The 25,782-nt window shown below is 39.7% G+C and carries 25 protein-coding genes; 9 read left to right on the forward strand and 16 right to left on the reverse strand.

The annotated features are described in order from the left end of the window. Window positions 1–136: 136 nt before the first annotated feature. The 12 genes from hisF to BM073_RS13350 all read right to left on the reverse strand — a co-directional run bounded on the left by hisF (window position 137) and on the right by BM073_RS13350 (window position 11,639). The gene (gene hisF / locus BM073_RS13295) at window positions 137–892 is read right to left on the reverse strand and encodes an imidazole glycerol phosphate synthase subunit HisF (protein WP_091654818.1); all 756 of its coding nucleotides are present in this window, start codon (window positions 890–892) and stop codon (window positions 137–139) included. Window positions 893–1,081: 189 nt separating this feature from the next. Further along, a complete protein-coding gene (hisA, locus tag BM073_RS13300) occupies window positions 1,082–1,795 on the reverse strand; it encodes a 1-(5-phosphoribosyl)-5-[(5-phosphoribosylamino)methylideneamino]imidazole-4-carboxamide isomerase (RefSeq protein WP_091654819.1) in 714 nt (237 codons plus the stop codon). A gap of 132 nt (window positions 1,796–1,927) precedes the next feature. Next, complete coding sequence (gene hisH / locus BM073_RS13305; RefSeq protein ID WP_091654820.1) at window positions 1,928–2,524, reverse strand: imidazole glycerol phosphate synthase subunit HisH; 597 nt, start codon at window positions 2,522–2,524, stop codon at window positions 1,928–1,930. 175 nt (window positions 2,525–2,699) lie between these two features. Further along, window positions 2,700–3,488: a phenylalanine 4-monooxygenase gene (locus BM073_RS13310; protein ID WP_091654821.1), complete on the reverse strand. Its 789-nt coding sequence runs from the start codon at window positions 3,486–3,488 to the stop codon at window positions 2,700–2,702. A gap of 364 nt (window positions 3,489–3,852) precedes the next feature. Beyond that, a complete protein-coding gene (gene aroF / locus BM073_RS13315; protein WP_091654822.1) occupies window positions 3,853–4,872 on the reverse strand; it encodes a 3-deoxy-7-phosphoheptulonate synthase in 1,020 nt (339 codons plus the stop codon). Window positions 4,873–4,959: 87 nt separating this feature from the next. After that, window positions 4,960–5,733, reverse strand: a complete 774-nt coding sequence (gene trpA / locus BM073_RS13320) for a tryptophan synthase subunit alpha (protein WP_091654823.1) — start codon at window positions 5,731–5,733, stop codon at window positions 4,960–4,962. Between the two features lie 141 nt (window positions 5,734–5,874). After that, a complete protein-coding gene (gene trpB, locus BM073_RS13325; protein WP_091654824.1) occupies window positions 5,875–7,053 on the reverse strand; it encodes a tryptophan synthase subunit beta in 1,179 nt (392 codons plus the stop codon). Window positions 7,054–7,065: 12 nt separating this feature from the next. Beyond that, window positions 7,066–7,704, reverse strand: coding sequence for a phosphoribosylanthranilate isomerase (locus BM073_RS13330; protein ID WP_091654825.1), 639 nt, complete (start codon window positions 7,702–7,704; stop codon window positions 7,066–7,068). Next, window positions 7,704–8,522, reverse strand: coding sequence for an indole-3-glycerol phosphate synthase TrpC (gene trpC, locus BM073_RS13335; protein ID WP_091654826.1), 819 nt, complete (start codon window positions 8,520–8,522; stop codon window positions 7,704–7,706). The genes BM073_RS13330 and trpC overlap by 1 nt, the downstream gene beginning before the upstream one ends. 9 nt (window positions 8,523–8,531) lie before the next feature. Further along, complete coding sequence (trpD, locus tag BM073_RS13340) at window positions 8,532–9,542, reverse strand: anthranilate phosphoribosyltransferase (RefSeq protein ID WP_091654985.1); 1,011 nt, start codon at window positions 9,540–9,542, stop codon at window positions 8,532–8,534. A gap of 121 nt (window positions 9,543–9,663) precedes the next feature. After that, window positions 9,664–10,230, reverse strand: coding sequence for an anthranilate synthase component II (locus tag BM073_RS13345; RefSeq protein WP_091654827.1), 567 nt, complete (start codon window positions 10,228–10,230; stop codon window positions 9,664–9,666). Beyond that, complete coding sequence (locus BM073_RS13350; RefSeq protein ID WP_091654828.1) at window positions 10,227–11,639, reverse strand: anthranilate synthase component I family protein; 1,413 nt, start codon at window positions 11,637–11,639, stop codon at window positions 10,227–10,229. The genes BM073_RS13345 and BM073_RS13350 overlap by 4 nt, the downstream gene beginning before the upstream one ends. 322 nt (window positions 11,640–11,961) lie before the next feature. Between BM073_RS13350 and BM073_RS13360 the strand changes: the two genes are divergently transcribed. Then, window positions 11,962–12,504 carry a hypothetical protein gene (locus BM073_RS13360; protein WP_091654830.1) on the forward strand — a complete coding sequence of 181 codons (543 nt, stop codon included), beginning with the start codon at window positions 11,962–11,964 and terminating at the stop codon, window positions 12,502–12,504. A 19-nt stretch (window positions 12,505–12,523) separates the two neighbouring features. Then, complete coding sequence (locus BM073_RS13365; RefSeq protein WP_091654831.1) at window positions 12,524–12,751, forward strand: hypothetical protein; 228 nt, start codon at window positions 12,524–12,526, stop codon at window positions 12,749–12,751. Between the two features lie 41 nt (window positions 12,752–12,792). On the opposite strand, the gene BM073_RS13370 is transcribed toward BM073_RS13365, so the two are convergent. After that, window positions 12,793–14,430, reverse strand: coding sequence for a M28 family metallopeptidase (locus tag BM073_RS13370; RefSeq protein WP_091654832.1), 1,638 nt, complete (start codon window positions 14,428–14,430; stop codon window positions 12,793–12,795). Window positions 14,431–14,527: 97 nt separating this feature from the next. After that, complete coding sequence (locus tag BM073_RS13375; protein WP_091654833.1) at window positions 14,528–14,812, reverse strand: hypothetical protein; 285 nt, start codon at window positions 14,810–14,812, stop codon at window positions 14,528–14,530. A gap of 149 nt (window positions 14,813–14,961) precedes the next feature. On the opposite strand from BM073_RS13375, the gene BM073_RS13380 reads away from it, so the two are divergent. Then, window positions 14,962–16,059: a DUF6544 family protein gene (locus BM073_RS13380; protein WP_091654834.1), complete on the forward strand. Its 1,098-nt coding sequence runs from the start codon at window positions 14,962–14,964 to the stop codon at window positions 16,057–16,059. A gap of 2 nt (window positions 16,060–16,061) precedes the next feature. On the opposite strand, the gene BM073_RS13385 is transcribed toward BM073_RS13380, so the two are convergent. Further along, the gene (locus tag BM073_RS13385; protein WP_091654835.1) at window positions 16,062–17,309 is read right to left on the reverse strand and encodes a hypothetical protein; all 1,248 of its coding nucleotides are present in this window, start codon (window positions 17,307–17,309) and stop codon (window positions 16,062–16,064) included. A gap of 232 nt (window positions 17,310–17,541) precedes the next feature. Between BM073_RS13385 and BM073_RS13390 the strand changes: the two genes are divergently transcribed. After that, a complete protein-coding gene (locus BM073_RS13390) occupies window positions 17,542–18,633 on the forward strand; it encodes a Gfo/Idh/MocA family protein (protein ID WP_091654986.1) in 1,092 nt (363 codons plus the stop codon). Window position 18,634: 1 nt separating this feature from the next. Here the strand turns inward: BM073_RS13390 and BM073_RS13395 are convergent, their stop codons facing one another. Further along, on the reverse strand, window positions 18,635–19,906 hold the full coding sequence (locus BM073_RS13395) for a hypothetical protein (protein ID WP_091654836.1): 1,272 nt from the start codon (window positions 19,904–19,906) through the stop codon (window positions 18,635–18,637). A 225-nt stretch (window positions 19,907–20,131) separates the two neighbouring features. On the opposite strand from BM073_RS13395, the gene BM073_RS13400 reads away from it, so the two are divergent. The 5 genes from BM073_RS13400 (at window position 20,132) to BM073_RS13420 (ending at window position 25,758) form a co-directional block, all read left to right on the forward strand. Beyond that, complete coding sequence (locus BM073_RS13400; RefSeq protein ID WP_091654837.1) at window positions 20,132–20,503, forward strand: VOC family protein; 372 nt, start codon at window positions 20,132–20,134, stop codon at window positions 20,501–20,503. A gap of 6 nt (window positions 20,504–20,509) precedes the next feature. Continuing rightward, on the forward strand, window positions 20,510–21,664 hold the full coding sequence (locus BM073_RS13405; RefSeq protein ID WP_091654838.1) for a retroviral-like aspartic protease family protein: 1,155 nt from the start codon (window positions 20,510–20,512) through the stop codon (window positions 21,662–21,664). Further along, a complete protein-coding gene (locus tag BM073_RS13410; RefSeq protein ID WP_091654839.1) occupies window positions 21,664–22,644 on the forward strand; it encodes an NAD(P)-dependent alcohol dehydrogenase in 981 nt (326 codons plus the stop codon). The genes BM073_RS13405 and BM073_RS13410 overlap by 1 nt, the downstream gene beginning before the upstream one ends. 117 nt (window positions 22,645–22,761) lie before the next feature. Further along, window positions 22,762–23,205: an Hsp20/alpha crystallin family protein gene (locus BM073_RS13415; RefSeq protein ID WP_245756425.1), complete on the forward strand. Its 444-nt coding sequence runs from the start codon at window positions 22,762–22,764 to the stop codon at window positions 23,203–23,205. Between the two features lie 144 nt (window positions 23,206–23,349). Further along, window positions 23,350–25,758: a penicillin acylase family protein gene (locus tag BM073_RS13420; RefSeq protein WP_091654987.1), complete on the forward strand. Its 2,409-nt coding sequence runs from the start codon at window positions 23,350–23,352 to the stop codon at window positions 25,756–25,758. Window positions 25,759–25,782 lie beyond the last annotated feature (24 nt).

Raw genomic sequence — 25,782 nt, forward strand, 5'->3', positions numbered from 1 at the left:
AGATTTTTAAAAGATAGCTGCGCAGATACTGGAAGATAAATCCGCTATTGCGGATAAGATATTTAACCAATGATCAAGGGTTAAATTGCATATATCTTGCGAAGCATATCTTTGAAATTATCTAGCGAAGCTTATCTTATTTTCTAATTGAAATTCCCTCCCCAATCAAATATTCCTTCAAGCTTGGTACCGGTATTTCCTTAAAGTGGAAAATACTGGCTGCCAAAGCTGCATCTGCTTTTCCAAAGGTAAACACATCTTTGAAATGCGGCATGGTGCCCGCACCTCCGGATGCAATCACAGGAATAGAAAGTGCAGATGAAATCTCAGCCGTAATCTCATTCGCAAAACCTGCCTTGGTTCCGTCATGATCCATGGAAGTAAGCAAAATTTCACCCGCTCCCCGATCAGCTACTTCCTTTGCCCATTTTTGAGTTTGCAAAAGGGTTGGCTTTCTTCCTCCATGCGTGTGAACATAATCCGTTCCATCTACATCACGGGTATCGATTGCCACCACAATGCATTGTGAGCCGAATTCTCGTGCCATTTCATCAATTACCTTGGGATTGTTGACCGCAGCAGAATTGATGGAAATCTTATCGGCACCTGCATTCAGCAAGACTTTCACATCTTCCACTGTAGAAATCCCTCCGCCAACTGTAAAGGGAATATTGATCGCCATGGCAACTTTGGTCACCAACTCAGCCAAAGTCTTTCGCTTATCAACCGTAGCTGTAATATCCAAAAACACCAGTTCATCCGCTCCCTCCTCAGAATAGACTTTCGCCAACTCCACCGGATCCCCTGCATCTCTCAATTGGACAAAATTCACTCCTTTGACCGTGCGGCCATCTTTGATATCTAGGCAGGGGATAATTCTCTTTGTTAACATTTTATTTGATTCAAAACTTCATTATTCTTCATTCGAAGTTCGGTGGTCGATATTATTTTTATTTACGATTTACGAAAGACGATTTACGGGATTTTAAGGAACCTCAAACCTAGAAACTCAAGGTTGAGATTACTTATTAAAGGATTAAAGTCCAATTGAAGTCGTAAATCTGATATCGTAAATCATACATTAAAAGGCTGCCATTTCCTCCAAACTCACCTTCCCCTCATAATAGGCTTTTCCCACAATTGCCCCATAGGCTCCGATTTTTTCCAACTCTTCCAAATCCTTGACCGATGAAACTCCTCCACTGGCTATCAGTTTCAAGTCTGGCATTTCTTCCAAAATCTCTCTATACAAATCCGTAGAAGGGCCTTGTAGCAAGCCATCTTTTGCTACGTCAGTACAGATCACATAGCGAACCCCTAATTGAAAATAAGATTGAATGAAAGGAATCAAATCCTGCTCAGTCGTCTCTTCCCAACCGTGAATGGCGATTTTTCGGTCCTTTGCATCTGCTCCTAAAATGAGTTTTTCGGGCCCATAAGTGATAAGCCAGGATTTAAACATCTCAGGCTTCTTCACAGCTACCGAACCTCCAGTTACTTGAGAAGCGCCCAGATAAAAGGCTTTTTCTATTTCCTCCTCACTTTGAACACCACCGCCAAAATCCACTTTGAGACTGGTTTTTTGGGTGATATCCAACAACACCTGATCATTGACAATGCGCTTGGCTTTCGCTCCATCCAGATCTACTAAGTGAAGTCTTTGGATGCCTGCATCTTCGAAACGCTTGGCCATTTCAACAGGGTCATCGTGGTATTCTTTTTTGCTGCTATAATCGCCCTGACTGAGGCGAACGCACTTGCCACCTATAAGGTCTATTGCGGGGATGATGAACATAATTGAGATACAAGAGCCTAGATTCGAGAATCTAGACACCTTTGTTTAATGGTTTGAGATATAATTATGAAGGTCTCGACTCCGCTCGACCTGACCGAAATCCTTGTCAGGCTGAGCGGAGTCGAAGCCTTGTTAAATGCTTAAGAAGTTGGAAAGTAGCTTCTCCCCAACGGTACTGCTTTTCTCAGGGTGGGCTTGAATGGCCCAATAATTATCCCGATGGAGAATCGCCGTAAAATCATGGATATAATGAGTCGTAGCAATCGTCGCCTCACTCAATTCTGCATAAAAGCTGTGCACGTAGTACAAAAACTGGGTATCTGGTAAATTTTTCAGCAAAGGATTATCAGCCAAATTTTCCAACTCATTCCAACCCACATGCGGCACCTTGAATTCCTGTGAGTTTTCTGGGATAAAGCGTTTGACCTTCACCGGAAAAATACCCAAGCAATCGGTATTGTTTTCCTCAGAATGCTCACAAAGCAACTGTAAACCCAAACAAACACCCAAAAATGGTTGCTTGATTTCCCGAATTAGTTGATCCAGCTTTCTGGCCTTGAGATAAGTCATCGCTGTACTGGCCTCACCCTGCCCCGGAAATATGACTTTATCAGCCTTTAAGATTTTCTCAGGATCGTCTGTGAGCTCGGCATTTGCTCCCAATCGCTCCAATGCATACAAGACCGACTGCACATTGCCGGAGTTGTATTTGATTACGGCTATTTTCATAAGTAAGAAGGAAGACCGGAGACGGAAGACAGAAGTAATCCATCAATCTCTAATCTTCCAACATTTTGATTTCTGTTTTATTTAAAGCCAAGTATTTTATTTCTGTAATCAGATCGGCTACCAGACAAAGTTTCTTTTTCTCGTTTCTAGCCTCTCATCTCTAGCTTCTCGCTTCTCATTTCTCGCTTCTCGCTTCTTTAGTCAGCATCTCCTCCAAAACCGATTCAATCTCAGGAATGGAATTGTAGAGCTGTTCAAAGCTTTCGATGACAAAATATTTATCTTGGAATTTGTCCTTCCAGTATTCTTGATTCATAATTCGCTTGACATCATATGGGTAATGAGCTGGTTCATTGGATAAGGAAAACTTCGTCTCTCCTTTAGAGCTCAATATCCCAGCGCCATAAATCCGAAGCTCTCCATTTTCCCGGATCAAGCCAAACTCAATGGTAAACCAATAAATCCTACTCAATAACTGAATAGCCCAAGGATCATCTATATGCTTCAATGCGATTCCTGATAGTTTTTCCAAGAAATCCACATAATGCTGATTCGTCAACATAGGCATATGCGCGAAGGCATCATGGAACATATCCGGCTCTTCCAGATAATCCAGTTGCTCCATTTTTCGCAGCCAAGTGGAAGAAGGAAATCTCCTGTTATTCAACAAGCCAAAGAATAAATCATCGTCAATCAATCCGGGAACTACCTGTACTGCCCAGCCGGTGGTATCTCTCAAAATTTGATTCAGCTCTTCAAAATTCGCGATCTTATCTGCTGTGAAATTCACAGTTTTCACCCCTTCCAAGTAAGCCTGTGATGCTGCTTTAGGCAGATTGGGCATCTGTCTCTCGTATAAGATTTTCCAGACTTTAAAGTCTTCCTCGGTGTATGCCTCATAATCCTGTTTGAGATCCTGTAATCTCGGGTCGCTAAATACCCAGTCTTTTGGTTTATCAGTCATTTTATATTCGGGTTTATATATTTTCTAACTCTATTCCTTGTTTTTAAGTTTTCCCAGCCTTTTTACTTTAGTTATCCTGATACTTAGTAATCTGCTATCCTGATTCTCTAGAAGCAGGATTCTTAACTAATCATACTTCATGCTTTTTTCGGAAAAGCAGCATTGCCAAAAGAAGCTTTTAAACAAAAAAGCCTACCCCAGAATTGGAATAGGCCTATTTATATGTTACCAAAAAACCATAACATTCCTATTCCTTCATTGGAGAGGATAATGAGAATGATGTACGTAGGTTCTTGGTGTTGGATTCACGATTTTAAATTATGCCACTAATTTACACACTTTGATAGATTACAAGCAAATTATTTTACAAGAGGTCAAATGTTTTCCGCATGGCGAAACTTTCCCTAATCCAATTTACTAATCTTGCACTTTGGGCAAAGTCCAGGGTCTGCTGACCATCTGAATAAGCTTTTTCTGGGATTTCGTGAGACTCATAAATAATTCCATCCGCTCCAGACATTACTCCTGCCAAGGCCATTTGCGGCACATAGGAACGAATACCAATTCCATGAGAAGGGTCTACAATCACAGGCAGATGGGACTTGGCTTTCAAGATCGGAATTGCGTTCAAATCCAAGGTATTTCTGGATGCCTTTTCATAAGTTCTTATGCCTCTTTCACAGAGAATCAATTTTTCATTTCCTCCGGAAAACACATACTCTGCAGATTGTAAAAGCTCTTCAATGGTTCCTGAAATTCCCCGCTTGATCATCACAGCTTTATCTACTTTCCCCAACTCATCGAGCAAATTGAAGTTCTGAGAGTTTCGGGCACCCACTTGATAAATATCCACGTATGGATACATCTCCTCGATTTGAGAAGTCTGCATGACCTCGGTCACTATCTTGATTCCAGCCTCGGAAGCGATATCATGCCATAACTTCAATCCATCAATCCCCATCCCTCTGAATGCATAAGGAGAAGTTCTTGGTTTGAAGACACCTCCACGCATCATTCGAATACCGTTCTCTACACAATGAGCAACTACCTTTCGAATTTGCTCTTCTGACTCTATGGAACAAGGTCCTGTAATGATCGCCATTTCCCCATCCTTAATAAACACTCCATCTCCCAAATCCACTGATGTTGGCTTAGCTTTCCACTTTTTGGAGACCAGTTTATATTCATCGGATACAATATGGATATCCTTGATGCCATCGAGCTGGCCGATTTTGCGGATATCAAATTCATTTTTACCAATTCCAATCAGGTAATCTCCCAATTGTGTTTTTACTTCTGTGGTCTTATATCCGATTCCATTGACTTTTTCTATTAAAGTCTCTTTTTGCTTGGATGAAATATCGGGTTGTAATTGAATAATCATATCTATTTTTGATTTACGAAGTTCGATTTACGAGACTTCGGAGCTATCATGTTTAATTGAAAGGTGATTGTAGAATTAGGTAATTTTTCAATTCAGAACAGATTGAAGGTAAGCTTGGATATCTTGATTCAAATTTTTTGAGTCTTTGACAGTTTTGATAAAAGCAGAACCGATGATTGCTCCGTGACTGTACTTTGATGCGGTGGAGAAGGTTTCTGCATCTGAAATACCAAAACCAATCAGACGAGGATTTTTAAGTCCCATCTCCTGAACACGTTTGAAGTAAGAAATTTGCTCCTCACTGATCCCACTCTTTGCTCCTGTAATCGAATGAGATGAAACCATATAGATAAAACCATCCGTATTCTGATCGATTTCAAGGATTCGCTTTTCAGATGTTTGGGGAGAAATCAAAAAGGTATTCACCAATCCATATTGCTCAAATACAGATTTGAATTCATCCAAATATTGCTGCATGGGCAGATCGGGAAGAATCAAACCATCGATCCCCACTTCCTGGCACTTTTTGCAAAATGCCTCCATACCATACTGAATGATCGGGTTAAGATATCCCATCAATACCACAGGCAATTCAATTTTAGAACGGAAGCCTTCCAATTGCTGAAAAAGCTTTTTCAAACTCATCCCGTTTTCCAAGGCAATTTGATTGCTATCCTGGATGGTAGGGCCATCCGCGATTGGGTCAGAGTAAGGAACACCGATTTCAATAATATCTGCACCACCTTCCTGTATCGCTTCCATGATGGGCAAAGTATCTTCCAGATTGGGAAATCCGGCTGTAAAATAAATGGAGAGTACCCGCTCCTGTTTGTTTTTGAATAAACTGTGTATTCGGTTCATTAGCTGAAGTGCTATTTTAAATTGAATCTTTTGAAAAGGATGATTTGAGAGTTACGATTTACAGCGCTTATCTTTTTATTGGTATTTTGGAAAAATCCAATGCCTTTAAAATGAGGCTTGAGGATTTCTTATCCTCGTAAATCAATAATTCCCCCACTTGATATAAGTATCCAGATCTTTGTCGCCTCTACCAGAAAGATTGATCACAATGACATCATCCTTGCGGAACTCTATCATATTCAGAGCATGAAGTGCATGGGCTGTTTCGATGGCAGGAATAATTCCCTCTAATCGGCTTAGCTCTATCCCTGCTTTCATGGCATCCTCATCTTCCACAGCCACAAATTCTCCTCGTCCGATATCAAATAAATGAGCGTGAACGGGACCTATTCCCGGATAATCCAAGCCAGCAGAAATACTATGTGGCTCTACTACCTGCCCATCCTCCGTCTGCATCAATAAAGTTTTGGATCCATGTAAAATCCCCGGAGTACCTAAGGCTGTGGTGGCGGCAGATTTACCGGAACTCACACCCAATCCAGCGGCTTCAGCTGCAATCAGGCGGACCTCAGGAGTATTGTAGTAGTGATAAAAAGAACCTGCAGCATTGGATCCACCTCCAACACAAGCTATAACTGCATCAGGATTTTCTTTTCCTTCTTTTTCTTTCAATTGCCACTTGATTTCTTCAGAAATCACGGACTGAAAACGCGCAACCATTTCCGGATAAGGATGCGGCCCTACAACAGAGCCTATGATGTAATGAGTGTCTACTGGATTATTAATCCACTGTCTCATAGCTTCATTGGTGGCATCCTTCAATGTCTTAGAACCTGAAGTAGCCGGAACCACCTTAGCTCCCAAGATTTTCATGCGCTCCACATTCGGGCGCTGTCTTTGGATATCCAGTTCACCCATGTAGACGGTACAATCCATTCCCATCAAAGCACAAACAGTAGCAGTTGCCACTCCATGCTGCCCTGCACCCGTTTCGGCAATTATCCTTTTCTTGCCCAGCTTTTTGGCCAGAATAATCTGACCTATGGTGTTGTTGACCTTATGAGCCCCTGTATGGCACAAGTCTTCTCTTTTAAGGTAAATTTTTGCCCCGTATTTCACAGAAAGACGAGAAGCAAAGTATAAAGGGGTAGGACGTCCTACAAAATCCTTTAACAGCATCTGAAACTCCTTTTGAAAATCCTCTGAAGCTACAATTGCCTCATAATTATCGCGAAGTTCTTCGATGTTGGGATGCAACATTTCAGGAATATATGCTCCTCCAAACTTGCCATAAAAGCCCTTTTCGTCCACTCTGATCATATCTTCTCTAGGTTATGCTCTCCTTCCAGAAAGCAGATTTTGTTTAAATTCTTTCAGTTTTTCTATATCCTTCAAGGCAGGACTAATTTCGAATTTGGAATTGAGGTCCACACCTTTTAATTGCGGAACTTTTTCTGCCAAATCCCAGATCTCCTTAGCACTGTCTTGATCAATTCCTCCACTCAGTAAGAAGCTTTTGTTGAAGGGATAAGTTTCCAAATACTTCCAATCAAATTTCCTCCCTGAACCCCCATGTGCTTTGGTAGCTGTATCAAATAGAAACTTGTCCACTAGAGGGGCGTAAGGTTTTAAATCTTCCCAATCCAGCTCCTCTCCAACCGAAACCACTTTCCAAATCTCAACACCAGTCTTAGAGTTGACTTCTTCCACAAATTCGGGCGATTCCGACCCATGAAGTTGGATGGCAGCCAAGTCAAATTTCACTATTTTCTCCAAAATTTCCGGGATGCTTTCATTCACAAAAACTCCTACTTTTGGAACATTCATTTCAGAGATTTGAGGTGCAAGACTATCCTCTACATACCTGGGTGATTTGGGATAGAATATCAATCCTATCCAATCCGGTTTGACTTCTGCTATCAAGTCCCGGATGTTTCCACTTTCCCGCATCCCACAAACCTTGATCTCCATTAAGCTTTCTGAAATTCTGTGGCTGAAGCCAATTTCTGGTAATCTTTGATGAAATTATATGCGGCCTGCTCCGGTCTGCTGGATTTCATGAAATTTTCTCCAATCAAAAATCCATCAAAACCTGCTTTCTTCAATTTTATCAAGGTATTAGGATCCGAAATTCCGCTTTCTGAAATCTTAATAAATGAAGAAGGAATCTGATCAACCAACTCGAGTGAGGTATCAATACTGACTTCAAAGGTCTTTAGGTTTCTATTATTCACCCCAATCAAATCCACCCCATCATTGATACTTTGAGCCAACTCCTCTCCATCATGTACTTCTAGCAGTACTTCCAAGCCTAAGCTCTTAGCAAAGTAGGCCAGGGACTTTAATTTCTCAGGTTCTAAAGCAGCCGCAATCAATAAGATGCAATCAGCTCCGATGGATTTTGCTTCAATGATCTGATATTCGTCTACCACGAAATCCTTTCTCAGGATAGGGCAGAAATTGAACTTCCTTGCAATTTTCAAATCCTCATTGCTGCCTCCGAAATAATCCTTGTCTGTCAAAATTGACAAAGCGGAAGCTCCCGCCTGCATGTAACCTATACTGACGGTTTCCACAGAAGCAGCTCCGTTGATCATTCCTTTGGATGGCGATTTTCTCTTAAACTCTGATATTATCCCAGATTTTTCCGGATGGATTATATACTTTTTCATGGAAACTACTTTGCCATCGAAAAAGGCACTTTTTTCCAGAAGCTTGACAGGAACCAAGCTTTTTCGCTCGGCTACTTCTTTATATTTATCTGCGATTATTTTTTCTAAAATATTCATATTCAATTATTAAGCGAATGAAATTGAGGTCTTAGGATTGACCAGACTTTTGAAAACTTCCAAGGCTTTCCCACTTAGCAAGACCTGCTCTGCCTGTTCAATGGCTTCTGGGAAGGATAGATTAGAATCAGCGGTTACTAAAGCCGCAGCCGAATTGGCAATAACCACTTCATTCTGGGCTTTGGTTCCTTTACCCTTTAGGATATTTTCAAAGATTTTAGCGGATTCTTCTACCGTCTCTCCACCTTTGATAGACTCAGCCTTCAATCTGGATAAACCTATTTGCTCTGGCTTGAAGAGTTTTTCTCCCGAATTGGATATCATTTTGAAATCCCCAGTCAAAGAGATCTCATCATACCCATCCAAGGCATGTAAGATGGAAAATTTGGCCTCGCTTTCCTGATAAAGGTATGCATACAATCTAGCCAGTTCAAGGCTAAAAACTCCGACCAATTGCTTTTTGGGAAAACCAGGATTAACCATAGGTCCCAGCATATTGAAGAAAGTTTTGACACCCAATTCCTTTCTGATCGGGGCAACATTTTTCATGGCAGGGTGAAAAAGCGGGGCATGCAAAAAGCAAATTCCTGCTTCATCCAGAGATCTTCTAATTTCGCTGATATCATTGGTAAAATCGTATCCGAAATAAGCAAGTAAGTTAGAGGAACCACAGATGGAAGAAACACCTGTATTTCCATGCTTGGCGACATTTTGACCTGCTCCGGCAACTATAAATGAGGACAAGGTGGAAATATTAAATGTGTCCTTCCCATCCCCACCTGTGCCGCAGAGGTCCATGGCGTCGTATTCAGAGATTTCAACCGGAATACAAAGCTCGAGCATGGCTTCCCTAAAGCCTTTCAACTCCTCCACAGTAATGGAGCGCATCAAATACACGGTCATGAAAGAGGCTACCTGAGAGGAATTGTAAGCACCTGAAGCCAGATTTTTCAAAACCTCCCTGGCCTGAGCCTGAGTTAATGTTTTATGTTCAATAAGGAGATTGAGTATCTCTTTCATCTGTTTATAATTTAATTTTTTATGGTCAGATGGAATGCCCTGAATAATCATTCCCTTGCGTGAGGAGCTATTCTAATGGGCATTTCATAGCAATATTATTTGGGGATCAAAACCTTGATTATCAAGATTCCAGCCAGTTTTTAATAATTTGAGTGCCATGTTCAGTCAGAATGCTTTCAGGATGAAACTGAACTCCACGAACGGCAAACTGTTTGTGTCGCACGGCCATGATCTGTTGATCAGGTGTACGGGCAATAACCTCCAGGTCTTGAGATAGGGTGGATTCATCTATTACCCAGGAATGATATCTACCAATACTAAAAGTATCGGAGATTCCTTCGAAAAGCAAGTCCTCCTGAGTTTTTACCTGAGAAGAAACTCCATGGAGCACCTCAGACAAATTAATCAGACTGCCTCCAAAGGCCTCACCTATCGCCTGATGTCCCAGACATACACCCAAAATAGACTTACTGGAAGCATATTTTTTCAAAAGCTCCGGCATAATTCCAGCTTCAGATGGAACACCCGGACCCGGCGAGAGCAAAATTTTATCATATTGATCCACCTCATCCAGACTGATTTTATCATTTCTGAAGATATCCATCTGTGTTCCATAACCCAGCTTTCTGACCAGATAAACCAGGTTATAGGTAAAGGAATCATAATTATCGAGTACCAGGATTTTCATATCTGTTCTGCTGCTCTAAGTGCTACTCTCAGTGCCTCCAGCTTATTCGCCACTTCCTGCAATTCTGATGGGATGGAAGACTTGGCTACTACTCCTGCACCTGCCTGAAATCTCAATTGATTGTTTTCTGAAACAAAGGAGCGGATCAATATCGCATGATTGAAGTCTCCATTGAATCCTAGGTAACCGATGGCTCCACCGTAAAACTGACGGCTGACATTCTCAAGCTGATCTATCAATTGCATCGCTCTATACTTAGGTGCTCCGCTTAAGGTTCCTGCAGGAAAAGTATCTGCAACTAACTGAAGAGGATTAGCTCCATCTGGTAACTCTCCAGTAACCTTAGAAACCAAGTGAATCACATGAGAGTAATATTGAATCTCTTTGAAAACATCAACATTGACCACATCTGAAGATCTGGAAAGATCATTTCTGGCCAAATCCACCAACATGACATGTTCGGAATTCTCTTTTGGATCGTCATAAAGTTTCCTTGCCAAAGCAGCATCTTCCTGGTCATTCCCTGTTCTTCTGAAAGTTCCCGCGATAGGAAAAATGGTTGCTTTCTTATTTTTGACGACGATCTGTGCCTCTGGAGAACTACCAAAAACCTTGAAGGAACCATAATCAAAATAGAAAAGATAAGGCGAAGGATTAACGGAACGGAGTGCACGGTACACATTAAATTCATCTCCTTTAAATTCAGTAGTAAACCTTCTTGATAGAACAATCTGAAACACATCCCCACGGAAGCAATGCTCTCTTCCCTGATTCAAAACTTTCAAAAATTCCTCATCCGTATAGTTTGATACTTCTTCACCTATTTTTTTGAAGGTGTAGGCAGGAATATTCTTATTGTTCAGTAGCTGCTCGATTTCCTCTAAATATTCTGGATTTTCGGCCCCCGGAACTCTATGCTCAAATAAGTGCAGTTCATTTTTATAATGGTCCACTACGATAATGTTTTGATACATGGCATAGTGCATCATCGGAGTTTCTGACTCCTGGGTCTTTTCGAGTTTGATATCTTCAAACCAGCCCACGGTATCATATTGTATATATCCAAAAAGTCCGTTGGTACTGAATTTAAATTTGTCGGGAGTAGGATCGAATCTATTTCCAAATGCCCTAAGACTATCCATCAGGGGCTTTTTGGAGCTTACTTCATAATGATTTTCATCTCCATTGGGCAGCTTTTCCTGTACTTTTCCGGCATTGAATGAAAAAGTGGCCAATGGGTTAAAACAGATATAGGAATAGCTGTTTTCCTGCCCATGATAATCAGAGCTTTCCAATAAAATCGGATTGGCAAATCTGTCCCTGATTTGTAAATAAATACTTACCGGGGTGATGGTATCCGCCAGTCTTTTGCGGTAAGTAGTTAAAATCGGAAATTTTACGTGGTTCATTCGTGGTTATTTTTTGGCATAAAAAAAGGCTTACCGGGAAATCCAGTAAGCCAATTATATCTTCTTGCATCCAATTTTAGGCAAGGGCTTTCTGAGCTTTCCCCGGGAAAGATTCAAAATGCCACCACCAGTATTTGTTTGCTATTGTATTCATATCGTTCGGCAAATTTAGGGATGGATCTCAAAAGAAAAAGTCTTGATTGATTTTTTTCAGAAAAAATAATCCAATCCATCTCCATTGCCAGACAAGTCCTTATTGGAATTTCATACTAAACTTTAAAAATCGCATTCCGTACTTACAGATAATCAACCCCTTACCCTTATGAGAATTATATTTAGCGCTTTGATTTTTGTGTTTCTTTTCACTTCCCAGGCTTTTTCTCAAACTGATTCCAAATGGAAAGTTCCCTTGCTGGAAGTAGATTATGAGGGTGAAAATGAAGTTAAAATGAAAATAGATCCGGGTTTTCGTTTTGCAGAATTAGAAAATGGAGATAAAACCTATCGACTTTTTTTCCATAAAAACAGACCTGTATTACCTTTCGCGAGAATTGTTGACCAAGAAACTGGGAAAGAAATAGCGAGGGGCAGAGGTAGCTATTTTTTTGGAAATGCAAGATTTGAATTTTCGGATGGAAGAGAGGTAAAAATCAAAAAAATTCGCAATCCAAATGGCTATGAGATTATAGGCCCATATGGTCCTTTATTTGTCGTGGAAAATCATGCTGTAAGCCAATCAATGACATATCAGGAAAGTGACTTTTTAACACAGGCGCATTTCCTTTTTTCACGAATTAAAGAAACACAGAGTCCACCTGCTGAAATAATAATTAATAGTACTACTACCAGAGTTAGGATGCATTAACTTTCTTTGCAAGAAAAAAATGGCAAAGGCAATCTCACAATATTTCAAGAGGATTTTTGACGATTATCAAGTTTTGGTGATGGTAAATCCCTCCGATTTTACCGGAACAGAGTTGATTCTACATCCTGATGGAAAAGTAGAAAAGACGGAAATGGAATTCGACGAGGAAATTTTCGAAGATCTTGCCGAGGACGAGTTTCAACCTTGCAGCTCCTTGGAGTTTCAGCTTTTATTGGCAAAGTCATAAAAGTAACCCCAAACAATTTGCTTGGGGTTTTTATGTTTTTTTTACTTCTTCATATATCCTTCCCTAATAGACTTAAACTCGGATCCGGGTTTCCAAGATGGCCATTGATTAGAATTAGCCAGATTTTGTCCGATGTTGTATAGAAGTTGTACATCGTCAACGGCACCATCCAAATTCCAGCGGCTAGAATCATATTCATCTGAAGGCTTGTGATAATATTCAGCCGTATATTGATCCTGAAGCACTTTTCCATACTCTTTCCCTTTTTCTACATGGTCGATTCCAGTATGAAAATACAAAGCAGGAACTCCAACTTTGGCAAAATTGAAATGATCTGAGCGGAAATAATAACCTGCAACCGGATTAGGTTCCGGAGCAGAATAACGTCCTAATTTTTCTAATTCCACATCTAATAATTCCTCCATTTCAGACTGCCCAACTCCTATTACTGAAACATCTTTCATTTTGCCATAGGGATTAATTCCATCCATATTGATATTGGCCACAGTTTTTTCCAGAGGATAAATCGGATTTTGAGCATAATAAGCAGAACCCCAAAGTCCCTGCTCCTCTGCGGTTACCGCCAAGAAAATCACCGATCGATTAGGAGTCTTGGATTCTTTGAATGCTTTTGCCAAGGCTAAAAGTGCTGCCGTACCAGATGCATTGTCCAAAGCCCCATTATAAATACTGTCTCCGCTTGCATCAGGTTTGCCCACTCCCAAGTGATCCCAATGGGCAGTATAAACAATGTATTCATCCGGATTTTGTTCACCGGTCAATTTAGCGACCACGTTCTGGGAAGTATTGTAGGTTGCCACCACCTTCATAGAAGAACTTGCCTTGAGATTTAATGGAATTGCCTGAAAGTCCGGTTTTCTTGCTTTTGCCAGCAATTCTCTTTCGTTCAAACCTGCCATTTCAAAAAGCCTGTTGGCGGTAGGCAAAGTAACCCAACCTTCAAAGGCCAACTTATAACCTTCCTTTCCTCGATCATCCAAATAAAGCTTGGATGAATTCCAGGAGTTTTGAATCACATTGAACCCATAACCGGCTGGGATAGTATTATGAACAATCAAACATCCCAAAGCTCCCTGACGGATGGCTTCTTCATATTTATAAGTCCACCTTCCATAATAAGTCATGGTATTCCCTTTGAAAAAAGATGCATCTTCTGTTCCGAAACCTGGATCATTGACCAACACGACAACGATCTTATCTTTCACATCAATATTTTTATAATCATCCCAACCGTATTCAGGAGCTACTATCCCAAACCCTGCGAAAACCATTTCTGCATCCTGAAAACTGACCGCTGAGTCTGTCCTTTGAGTCCAAAAAACATAGTCCTGCAAGCCATTTAAGGAAATTTTTTCATTGGCAGATTGTATTTCCATGGTTTCTGATGGCTGGGTCAAAATAGATACCATGGGTACTTCTTGAATGTAGGAATCTCCATTTCCAGGCTCCAAACCTATTTTCTGAAATTCGTTGACCAAGTAAGCCACGGTCTTTTCCTCTCCTTCTGTGAAAGGCATACGACCCAAAAAGTAGTCAGAAGAAAGTGTATCGATATGAGACTCGATATCAGATGTAGTAAACTGATAATCCTTTTGAGGGGAGTTACAGGAAACGGCTAATGCTATGCCTGTAATCAAGAATAGAAATTTATATCTCATGGGTTATAATTTATTGGTGTTTCAAGCTTATATCCCTTCCAAAAATGAAAGGTGATAACCAATATAGGGAATTTGTTTCCTGGATTCTCTAGACTGTTTATTTACTGCTTGCCTTTCCTCCCCCACCAAAGAGAATTCCAGCTCCTAAAACAAAACCTAGATCATACCAACCGCCTGAATTATTGACTGCATACATGGCTATATCATCAAAAAATATACTGAGAACAAAACTGATGGGTGCTATGATTCCATGCCATAAACCTCCGAAAAAGCCATAGTTTTCAGAATCTAGGCAATCATCCAAAGGCAGTGATTCGGCACAAGAACTAAGGATTAAAATCAATCCAAGTACAATGAGGGTATTTATTAGCTTCTTCTTCATTTGATTTGAGTTTTATCCAATGAAATTTACGAAGATTTAATGATCCAACCTGATGATTTTCAGGAGATAAAACATGAAAAAAGTCATCTTGCAATCTTTCGCCGAAATATCGAATTTCATGCTAGAAAGCTGAAATAAATTTTTGAGCCATGAAAATAGGAGTTTTTATACTGGCATTGATACATGGAATAATTCATCTCTTGGGATTCTTCAAAGCATTCAAGCTTGCCGAAATTTCTCAATTGACCAAACCCATTTCCCAACCAATCGGACTTCTGTGGCTGCTCTCCTTTTTCCTCTTTTTATTATTTGCCTCCGCCTTCTTTTCCTCAAAGCCTTGGGCCGGACATGTAGGAATAGCCGCCGTAATTCTTTCTCAAGTTCTCATCTTCATTTTCTGGAAAGATGCCAAATTCGGAAGTCTTCCTAATTTGATCCTACTACTTTTCGCCATTCAATCTTTAGCTGATAATAACTGGAGAAGTATGATGGAAAAAGAAGTAAATACCCTAAATGAAGAAATCAATATCCCCAGCCAAAGACCCCTGGAGGAATTACCCCCGGCAGTTCAAAAATGGCTAAAAACCACAGGACTGAAAGAAAATCAGATAATCACTCAGGCAAGGATCAACCAGACCGCCAAGATGAAAATGGATCCCGATCAGGAAAACTGGAGGGAAGCCAATGCCTCACAATCCAGTAGCATTGAACCGCCTTCTTTTCACTGGGAGGTATCCATGAAGTTATTTCCAGGTTTATTCATTTCCGGAAGGGATAAATTTAAAAATGGCCAAGGAGAAATGCTGATCAAACTGAATAGAATACTTCCAATTGTCAATGCGAAGGGCCCCAAGATTGATGAAGGAAGTTTGCAGCGCTATTTAGGCGAGATGGTATGGATCCCGAGTTTAGCGAGGCATCCTTCAGTAGAATGGAAGGTCTTGGACGAAAGTACAGCTCAGGCTACATTAACTATAGCTGGAACAAGTGGCTCAGGAATTTTTCACTTTGATCAAAAAGGGGATTTTATCCGCTTCGAGGCAGATCGATATTTCAAAAATGAGCCTGATTCCCAAAGATTCCCTTGGATTTTGGAAGTAGAAAAATACAGGGAGTTTCAAGAAATCAGAATTCCCAGCAATATGAAAGCAACTTGGAGATTAAAGGAAAAGGATTGGACTTGGCTTGAACTTCAGATAGACTCCGTGATCTATACTTTTGATAAACCAAGCCCAATCAATCAATAACTTTAATTAAAGAATTTTAAAACTTGAGTTGTTTCGAATTGCAACAACTTTGGAACTTCAATTAGTTGATTTCGAACATAATCATTGTAAGAATACGTTGATTCCACTGAAAGAATACTTTCAAGCTTCAATAGATTCAAATCGCTCATTACTGGATACTGGGTCTTCAATTCTTCGGATACTCTTAAGGTAAATTCTTCTTGATTCCCAAACACAAACCAACTTAGCACTTCATTAGGAAAGTTGGGATCATTCGATTTTCTAAAAGTTATGATCGAATAATCGGTGCCCGTAGGACTAGTAAACCTAAAATCATTGACGCCATTTTTGGAAACCGAAATATCCTTTCCAAATGGCAAATTGATTTTTGAAGGGATAGAACCTACTTTAAAGAAAGAAATACTCCTGGAATTATCATTAGCCGTGAAAAGTGTCGTGTAAACTTTAAACTCATTTAAATACCCCAAGGCTAAATTTGATGAATTACTGTTAAATCCATAAGAGGAAGTTCCAATTAGATACCCATTGACATATCTGTTTTGATTTTCCTCCATAGCAGTAATTGCATAGCTGAAAAATCCGGATGGCTTTGGAACAGTTATAGTTTTATCAAAATTTTTCATAGAGGAAAAATCCACCTGCTTCTGACCATCCTTACTTACATTCGATATAAAATCATATCGTGCTTGACCTTCCTGCCCAACACCTGACACAAAAATTCTTTCATTTTCACCACGAAAAAGCATAGCAATATCAAGCTGATTACCATTGATATTCGTGGAAAGAGGGATTCTACCATTTTTCGAACTGGCAAAACCGCCTTTTGGAACATTAGGAAAATTGAGCGTAATTCTATGAAAACCATTGAAAGGCTCGTCAGGCCCTGAAAATGTTCCTAATGGCAATCCAATCGTATATGTTTTTCCGGTACTTACTGACAAATAGGTAAAGGCAGTTGTATTAACCTGACTCATAAAAGGAGAAGATTCTCTTAAGATATAAGTCAAATGGTAGTTTCTGTCAGTTAAATTTTCGAATTTTTCGAGCTTCCCATTTTCAAGTTTTCTGATGTCCAAAATTTCACCTTCCTTACTTTGAAGAATTGCCCATACTTCTCGGTTCTCATTGATATATTGATCAAAAACTTTTAATTCAATGAGAGTTGGATCACCTGAATTTGCTGGATTTTCATTCTCTTGGCAGGAAATAAGGAAAAGTGTAGATAGAAGAATTAAGAATACTTTTTTCATTTGAAATTATTTGAAAATATTTTTTCAAAACTAAAGATAAAAGTCGGAATGAACTAAGCCTGATTTAGATTTAATTTTAAAAAATCAGTTGAAAAAAATGGGCTTTACATTTAAATGGGCTTCTTCATTTCATCTTGAAAAAAAGACTCTCACTTTCAAATTGAAAAAATGAAATTTTTGGAGATTGGAGAAAATTCAGCGAAAATACCAAAGCATAAAACTTCAGCCAGACATGAGAACACTCATCCTTTCGTTATTCTTTTTATCAACAGGTATTTTTTGTCAGGCACAAAAACTCCGGCTGTCAGTTGCAGGACTCAACCACGGGCATGTGGGTTGGGTACTTTCCTCTATGAATCGAGGGGACTATGAAATAGTTGGGATAAGCGAGTCAAACAGGGAATTGGCGGAGAAGTACTCCAAGCAATATGGCTTCTCGATGAGTTTGGTATATGATGATTTGAATGAAATGCTGGAAAAAAGCCAACCTGAAGCAGTGGCTGCTTTTGGGGACACTTTTTCCCATTTAGCCATTGTAAATGCGGCTGCACCGAAAGGAATTCATGTGATGGTTGAAAAGCCTCTAGCTGTCAGTAAAGAGCATGCTTTGGAAATGAAGGAACTGGCTAATCAATATGGCATTCATATATTGACCAATTATGAAACGAGTTGGTATCCCAGCAATCATGAAGCTAAAAGACTATTAGAGTCGGGTGAAATAGGCGATGTCAAAAAGGTAATTGTCAGAGATGGCCATCGAGGCCCGAAAAAAATTGGCGTTGGGCCGGAGTTTCTGGAATGGCTAACAGATCCAAAATTAAATGGTGGAGGTGCCTTGATGGATTTTGGGTGTTATGGTGCCAATTTAATGACTTGGTTAATGAATGGGGAAAGACCCATTTCAGTTACGGCAATCACTCAGCAACTGCAACCTGAAAATAACCCCAAAGTGGAGGATGATGCCACAATCATCGTAAATTATCCAACAGCTCAAGTGATCATTCAAGCTTCTTGGAATTGGCCAATAGGAAGAAAAGACATGGAAATTTACGGGGAAACTGGGGCTATTTTCGCAGATAATCGACATCAACTTCGAATCAGACTGGCAGAAGGCTATGATGGATTTGATGAACGCACATTTCAGCTACAGGAGTTACCAGCTCCCTACCCAGATCCATTTTTATTATTGAAAGCGGTAATCAGGGATGAAATTCAACTCCCTCCTTTTGATCTGTACTCTTTGGAGAATAACATGATCGTCATGGATATTTTGCAAGCCGCAAAAGAAAGCGCTGAAACAGGAAAGACTGTTTATTTTAAATAAATCAAAATACTTTCAACATAGAACTTGTCTTCTCTTGCTTTAATTCAGGTATACTCACTAACCTATTTTGTATTAGTTGACCGTAAGAATATCCTCTTTCAAAAACTTCTAGGCTTTCTGGTTTCCAGGTAAAAAGCTGGTCTAAAAACGAATATTTATCAAGTAACTCTTGAGGGTATTTCAGTTTAAAACCTGATGACTCACCATATATAAAAGCCTTTGAGGACTGATAAGGAGGAGTATTTGAATGTACGGGAATATTATACTTTATAACCCAATCAGTAACCTTAGACCCTTTGACAAAACTAAAATCTCCAATAGAATGATTGGTTACCTCAATTTGATTTTCAATGGGAAGGGGTATGCGATCACCAGCCTTTAGCTGCCCAGAAAAATATTTAAGGATAGATGGATTGATTTTACTTCGTGTGACAAGATGGACTTGGTACAGTTCTTCACTTGATGGAAAATACAAGTTCATTTCCTGTAATTGATTCATTGGGTTTGCATTGGCCGCAGAATACAAAAAACCCTTTCTGTAGATTTGATTTTCGTAAGGAATAGCCTGATGAACAGTGAATCCTTTAATTTCATCATCACTATTTAATTCAGTCGATGCGAGGTATGAAATCTCCTCAATCTCATTCAAATCAGAGAAATTTACCTCTAAACTGGAACTGGCATTTCGAAGATCGAGCATCATTTGCTTTCTAACTCCCAAAGCATTTTCAGCAATTATCAAATAGTTTTGCTCAGAATTGAATTTTGGAACTTTTATCTCCAAAAAATTATCTGAGTTATTAATAAGCGTATTGAAAATTGAGGAAGTCCAACCAGAGCTATGGCTAATATTTGCCCAACCTCCAGCTTCAGGAAAATTAACTTTCACCAACACCTGGGAGCTATAATCAGGTCCAATGATTGCCTTAGGCTTTAAACCAAATATCAAATCATTATCAGGCTTTACATCAGTGTACGTTTCACTATTGATGATTTCAAAACCATTGAAATCAATAATTTTAAATAAAGTAACATGATATCGTTGGCTATTGTCAAGAGAGAAAGTCAATTTGGAATTACTTTCAAAACTTTTGAAATCAACTACCTCTCCGTCGGTTGAATTGATCAAAGCATAAGGCTTCATGTTGGGCTGAAGAGCACCGGGAGCTATAGATACCGAGAAATCTTCTAAAATAATGGAGGGAGTTTCGTCAGGGACGCAAGACAACAAAAGAAGAGACAACAAACTCAAAAAATATAATTTTCTGATCATGACAATGTTAAAATAAAATTGGAATAATGCTACAAAACTAAATAATCCTGACAATTATAACTAATGAAAACAACTCAATAGAATTAAGTTTTGAAAATCCAGTATTCTATTCCATTAAAATTAAGTGAAGATGAATTCATGAAATTTTATCCTGATTTTTAACTTAAAACAAACTATATTATAGCTAGTCTTTTACAAATTCATCCAATTCAAAATACCAATCCTATGAAACTCGGAGCTTTTTCTATCAGTCTTTCAGTCAAAGATCTTCAAGCCTCTAAAGCCTTTTATGAAAAACTCGGTTTTTCAGTTTTCGGGGGATCAGAGGAAATGAACTATCTCATCATGAAAAATGAACAAACGCTAATTGGGCTTTTTCATGAAATGTTTGAGAAAAATATCCTCACTTTCAACCCAGGTTGGGACCAGGATGCAAAACTTGTCCCTGGATATGATGATGTTCGAAAAATTCAATCTGAGCTAAAATCCCAAGGAATCACCTTAGCACAAGAGGCTGACCCAAATGGCGAAGGACCAGGAAGTATTTTGTTTTTTGATCCGGATGGAAATGGAATCTTGATTGATCAACATATCTAGAAAAGCATGAAAAGAAGAAGTACCGTTTTTTTGGCTCTCTTTTTTTTCCCCTTTTATGAGATATCTCTTGCGAATTCCTTCAATGACAGCATTTTTTCAGCACCCTTTCACATGGATGCGCGACTATTGGTATTTAAAGGGAAAATGAATGGCAGAGAGGTAAATTTCGCATTTGACACTGGAGCTGCACAGGGTCTAGCCGGAAGTAACATTCAGGAGAAGGGAGCTATTTCCAAAAAAGGAAAAAAACTCACAATGCAGGATGCAAATAAAAACAAAAAAAAGGTTAGAACGGCCATCACTGAAATAGTAGAACTGGGCCCTGTTGAAATTCGAAATGTGAGTAGCCTTTTAGTTGATATGCCTTATCTAGTTTGCCATGACTTCTACCTTTTGGGTTCGAATTTGATTAGACAATTAAACTGGCAAATAGATTTCGAAAACAAGATGATTTATGCATCCAAGTTGCCCTTTCCGGTGGATGAGAGCTGGCAAAGCTTTGATGTAATTTACAGGAATAACAGGCCCTACCTTGATTTCAGTTTTGATAGTCTTGAATATCAAAACATCCTCGTTGACTTTGGTTTCGCAGGCACTGTGGATCTTGACAACAAAAAAAGTATTGTTCAGGACTTTTTGAAACAAAAGAACATCGAAGCTAAAGACAATCCTAGTATCAGCATGAGTATTGGTGCGATCAGCCAACAAATTGCACCTGCATTTACCATAATCATAGATAGCTTAAAGATAGGTAATCATGTGTATACCCAAATTCCCCTCAATTTTGAATATCCAACTACAGAAAAAATAGGTGTTTCATTTTTCTCGACATTAACTTCCCAAACTGTCATCAACAATTCCGAATCTACTTATTACCTAAAATTAAAAAATGAAACTCCTTCATTTCGAGACCCTAATCATCTTAGTTTCAGTTTTGAAAAAGGAAAGTTTCTTATTTCCGGAAAGTCTATTGGGCTTAGTCCAGAAGATGCCTTGGTAGAAATCGGGGAAGAGGTAGCATTGGTCAATGGAATTTCGTCCTTGGATTTTGAAGATAATTGTCAGTTCATCAGATGGTATTATGGGCTCAATTTTGACCAAGTCACCATCACCAAACTAAACGGTCAAGAAGTAATTTTTACCAGGATTCCATTAAACTAATGAAAGCAGCTGTCAGATATGAATACTGTTCGCCTTCCGAGTTGAAAATCGCAGAACTCCCCGAACCCGAACCTCAACCAAAGGAAATCCAAGTAAAGGTGATGACTTGTACAGTAAACCGAACAGATATGGCGGTTTTAACGGGTTGGCCCTGGATCATGAGGCTTTTTGTCGGCTATCCTAAACCCAAGGGAGCCACCCCGGGGACTGACTTTGTGGGTGAAATCACTCAAATAGGATCCGAAGTAAAAGAATACGCTGTTGGAGATAGAGTTTGGGGTTTTATAGACAATGGATGTGGAAGTCATGGAGAATACTTTTGTACTTCTTCCTTCGAAAACCTACGAAAAGTATCCAAAAATATAGATCCAATTCAAGCAGGTGCCTCTATTGAAGGTGTGCACTATGCTTATAACTTTCTCAATAAAATCAATTTGAAAGAAGGTGATCAGGTTTTGGTAATTGGTGGGACCGGTGCAATAGGATCAGCTACCATTCAAATTTTAAAGTCCCGAAATATCCATGTAACTGCAGTAAGCCTAGGAAATGTAGAAAAAGTGGCTCAATTAGGAGCCGATCAAGTGATTGATGGACTAATAGATGACTTTACAGGAATCAAGCAACAATTCGATGCCGTACTCGATGCCGTAGGAAAAAGCCGTTTTAAAATTTGTAAGCCCTTACTTAAAAAAAACGGCACTTACCTTTCTTCTGAATTGGGACACAATTGGGAGAACCCATTTTTATCTTTGTCAACCTCATTTTTTTCTAGGAAAAAAGTCAAATTCCCCATCCCTCTCAACGTGAATAAAAGCTTAATTCAAATTGAAGAGCTTTTACTTGAAGGCAAATTCAAGCCTTTGATTGATCGTGTAGTCAGTCTCGAACAACTTCCAGAAGCCTATACTTATGTGGGTTCCGGGAAAAAGTTGGGGAACGTGGTTCTTTCCTATTTGAATAAGGGTTTTGGTCTCCAATAACCTTCCTAATCATTGATATTTATCAGTTTGTTCGCTGACATTCGTCATGAGTGTTTTGAAGAAATTATTGGAGATTTAAGTGTTAAATAAATGATCCACCAGTAAACAACAGAAACCATGGGCGCACTAACTAAAGACAGAGGTTTTTGGCCAAAAATGGTTCAAGACTTCTTCGGGGCTGAAGACCCCTTCCATATGAACAATAAGTTTTGGTTTACAGATAAATCTGTGGAGGTTCCATCTGCTAACGTCATCGAAAGTGAAAAGGAATTTAAGCTAGAGTTGTCAGCACCTGGATTTGATAAAAAGGACTTCAAAATCGAAGTCGAAGAGGGAATTCTTAACATATCAGCCGAAAAAGAGATGAAAATGGAGGAAGAAAAAGAGAACTATCGTAAGAGAGAATTCTCCTACTCCAGCATCCATAGGGCCTTTGCCCTTCCGGAAAATGTAAAAGATGAACAAATCGATGCCAAGTACGAAAAGGGGATTTTGAAAATAGTCCTACCCAAAGTAAAATCAGTTGAAAATAAACCCAAAAAAGCGATCGAAGTCGGCTAAACAGGCTTCAGATTACATCAGGATTATTTTTTAGTAATTGGTTTGAATTGGGACCCCGACCTTCTGGTCGGGGTTTTATTTTTTATGTCAATGGTATTGCCTATCTGCCTAGAAATTGAAAAATTACAGAAAGCCCCATATTTCATGAAAGCACTATCTCTATTTACACTCGTAATTTTTATTTTCTCCTGTAGTTCCGAGGAGAACGTTTCCCTCACTCAGCTTCAGGACAAGGTTGAGGTCATCCGGGATAAAAATGGGATCAATCACATCTTTGCTCAAAATGAAGCAGATCTATTCTTCATGCAAGGCTATTTAGCGGCCAAAGACCGATTATTTCAATTTGAAATATGGAGAAGGCAGGCCACAGGTACTCTTGCTGAAATTTTGGGAGAAAGAGAGTTGGAGCGCGATAGAGGAGTTCGCCTTTTTAAATTCAGAGGAGATAAAGAAACAGAACTCCGGCATTACCATCCCCGCGGAGTGGAGATTGTCGATGCCTTCGTCGCAGGAATCAACGCTTATATTGATGAAGCCAACTCCAATCCTGAACTTCTACCAATAGAATTTCAAATGCTGGGAATTCAACCCCAGCCTTGGACTTGGGAAGTTGTGATTTCCAGACATCAGGGATTATTGGAAAATGTCAGTGATGAGCTCAATATCAGTCGGGTGGTTAGTCTGATTGGTTCAGATGAAGCAAAGAAACTCTATTACTTCCATCCCAATGAACCTAATCTGGAAATTGACCCCGGAATACCCCAAGAATTATTGTTTAAGGATATTCTTGTTCCTTATGAGGCATTCAGAACCCGTGTGGAATTTCTGCCAGAGGATATTTCTCCCGAATATCGAGGAGAGCAAAAGGAAGTAAAAGAGGCTTTAGCTGCTCTTCAGAAGGAACTCAAAACCACCTTGGAAGCAGATGCCTTTGCTCAAGGCTCCAATAATTGGGTTTTAAGTGGTAAAAAAACAGCAAGTGGCCTTCCCTATATGGCAAATGATCCTCACCGTTTGCAAGCAGCCCCATCATTGAGATACTGGGTTCACCTGAGCGCTCCTGGATGGAATGTAGTAGGTGGTGGTGAACCTGTGATTCCCGGGGTTTCGATAGGCCATAATGAACATGGGGCTTGGGGTTTGACAATTTTTTCCACAGACAATGAAGATCTCCGGGTATATGATATCAACCCTGAAAATCCGCTTCAGTATAGATTTAAGGGAGAATGGTTGACCATGAATCAAATTCAGGACACGATTTTGGTGAAAGGTCAATCTCCTCAACTAGTTATCCATAATTACACGATTCATGGCCCGGTCACTTTTATCGATGAGGATTTGAATAAAGCAGTTGCAGTTCAATGCGCGTGGTTGGAACCCGGTTCGGCTCCCTATTTAGCAAGTCTAAAAATGGATCAATCTCAAAATTGGGATGAGTTTAGAGATGCTTGTACTTACAATAATATTCCGGCAGAGAATATGGTTTGGGCCGATAAGGATGGAAATATAGGTTGGCAAGCTACAGGAATAGCACCTGTCCGTAGAGGATTTTCCGGTTTAGTGGCTACGATGGGAGATGGCAGATATGAATGGGATGGCTATTTACCTATTGCTGACCGTCCTCATGCCTATAATCCAGAGTCAGGTTTCATCGCAACAGCAAACCAGAATGTTGCCCCTGAAAATTATTCCTTTCCAGAAGCTTTGGGCTATGAGTGGGCGGACAATTTTAGAGGAGAAAGAATCAAGGAAGTTTTGTCTCAAGACAAAAAATTCACTTTGGTAGAAATGGGAGCCTTGCAAAATGACTATCTCTCACTTCCTGCCAGACAATTGCTTCCTTATCTAACAGATCTTTATTTTGAAAATGAAAAAGTCGATTCCTTGCGCAAAGGATTGCTTAGCTGGGACTTTGTTTTAGATCCAGAATCAATAGAGGCTGGGATTTATGTGATGTGGGAAAGAATCTTGAGGAAAAAGGCATTGGAGCTCGCTGCCCCGGATGAAGTTCGTGACTTAATAGGTAGTATTCCAATGACTCGCGTAATTCAATGGGTTGAGAACCCTGAAATACTATTTTCTACTCAAGCCAAATCCCAGAGGGATCAGTGGCTAAACGACTCATTCGAGGAAGCGATCAATGCATTGGAGGAAAAACTTGGAGACAATCCTGCAAGCTGGCAATACGGTCAAAAGGATTACAAGCACGCCCTGATTCATCATCCATTAGGAAGAGTGGTGAATCAGGAATGGCAATCCAAATTAAATGCCGGCCCTCTTCCCCGTGGAGGCTACAGCTATACGCCCGGTGCCAATGCCTATGGAGATAACAATACTTCAGGAGCATCATTCAGAATTTTGGTAGATACTGAAAACTGGGAAAGAACCCTAGGAATTAATACCCCAGGACAGTCTGGAGATCCTGAAAGCCCATTTTATAAAAACTTATTTTCCATTTGGGCAAAAGATGAATTCGTGAGTATTCCTTTTATGAAAAAATCTGTTGAAAGTGCTGCTCATTCAAAACAGGTTTTCGGACCAAAAAAAGAGTGATCAATTTGATGATTGATCACTCTT

This window comes from Algoriphagus ornithinivorans (assembly GCF_900115305.1).
GTDB classification, from domain to species: Bacteria; Bacteroidota; Bacteroidia; order Cytophagales; family Cyclobacteriaceae; genus Algoriphagus; species Algoriphagus ornithinivorans.

Coding starts and splice junctions, on each gene's coding strand:
- hisF (WP_091654818.1), bottom strand. CDS start 892: ATGTTAACAAAGAGAATTATCCCCTGCCTAGATATCAAAGATGGCCGC.
- hisA (WP_091654819.1), bottom strand. CDS start 1,795: ATGTTCATCATCCCCGCAATAGACCTTATAGGTGGCAAGTGCGTTCGC.
- hisH (WP_091654820.1), bottom strand. CDS start 2,524: ATGAAAATAGCCGTAATCAAATACAACTCCGGCAATGTGCAGTCGGTC.
- BM073_RS13310 (WP_091654821.1), bottom strand. CDS start 3,488: ATGACTGATAAACCAAAAGACTGGGTATTTAGCGACCCGAGATTACAG.
- aroF (WP_091654822.1), bottom strand. CDS start 4,872: ATGATTATTCAATTACAACCCGATATTTCATCCAAGCAAAAAGAGACT.
- trpA (WP_091654823.1), bottom strand. CDS start 5,733: ATGAACCGAATACACAGTTTATTCAAAAACAAACAGGAGCGGGTACTC.
- trpB (WP_091654824.1), bottom strand. CDS start 7,053: ATGATCAGAGTGGACGAAAAGGGCTTTTATGGCAAGTTTGGAGGAGCA.
- BM073_RS13330 (WP_091654825.1), bottom strand. CDS start 7,704: ATGGAGATCAAGGTTTGTGGGATGCGGGAAAGTGGAAACATCCGGGAC.
- trpC (WP_091654826.1), bottom strand. CDS start 8,522: ATGAATATTTTAGAAAAAATAATCGCAGATAAATATAAAGAAGTAGCC.
- trpD (WP_091654985.1), bottom strand. CDS start 9,542: ATGAAAGAGATACTCAATCTCCTTATTGAACATAAAACATTAACTCAG.
- BM073_RS13345 (WP_091654827.1), bottom strand. CDS start 10,230: ATGAAAATCCTGGTACTCGATAATTATGATTCCTTTACCTATAACCTG.
- BM073_RS13350 (WP_091654828.1), bottom strand. CDS start 11,639: ATGAACCACGTAAAATTTCCGATTTTAACTACTTACCGCAAAAGACTG.
- BM073_RS13360 (WP_091654830.1), top strand. CDS start 11,962: ATGAGAATTATATTTAGCGCTTTGATTTTTGTGTTTCTTTTCACTTCC.
- BM073_RS13365 (WP_091654831.1), top strand. CDS start 12,524: ATGGCAAAGGCAATCTCACAATATTTCAAGAGGATTTTTGACGATTAT.
- BM073_RS13370 (WP_091654832.1), bottom strand. CDS start 14,430: ATGAGATATAAATTTCTATTCTTGATTACAGGCATAGCATTAGCCGTT.
- BM073_RS13375 (WP_091654833.1), bottom strand. CDS start 14,812: ATGAAGAAGAAGCTAATAAATACCCTCATTGTACTTGGATTGATTTTA.
- BM073_RS13380 (WP_091654834.1), top strand. CDS start 14,962: ATGAAAATAGGAGTTTTTATACTGGCATTGATACATGGAATAATTCAT.
- BM073_RS13385 (WP_091654835.1), bottom strand. CDS start 17,309: ATGAAAAAAGTATTCTTAATTCTTCTATCTACACTTTTCCTTATTTCC.
- BM073_RS13390 (WP_091654986.1), top strand. CDS start 17,542: ATGAGAACACTCATCCTTTCGTTATTCTTTTTATCAACAGGTATTTTT.
- BM073_RS13395 (WP_091654836.1), bottom strand. CDS start 19,906: ATGATCAGAAAATTATATTTTTTGAGTTTGTTGTCTCTTCTTTTGTTG.
- BM073_RS13400 (WP_091654837.1), top strand. CDS start 20,132: ATGAAACTCGGAGCTTTTTCTATCAGTCTTTCAGTCAAAGATCTTCAA.
- BM073_RS13405 (WP_091654838.1), top strand. CDS start 20,510: ATGAAAAGAAGAAGTACCGTTTTTTTGGCTCTCTTTTTTTTCCCCTTT.
- BM073_RS13410 (WP_091654839.1), top strand. CDS start 21,664: ATGAAAGCAGCTGTCAGATATGAATACTGTTCGCCTTCCGAGTTGAAA.
- BM073_RS13415 (WP_245756425.1), top strand. CDS start 22,762: ATGGGCGCACTAACTAAAGACAGAGGTTTTTGGCCAAAAATGGTTCAA.
- BM073_RS13420 (WP_091654987.1), top strand. CDS start 23,350: ATGAAAGCACTATCTCTATTTACACTCGTAATTTTTATTTTCTCCTGT.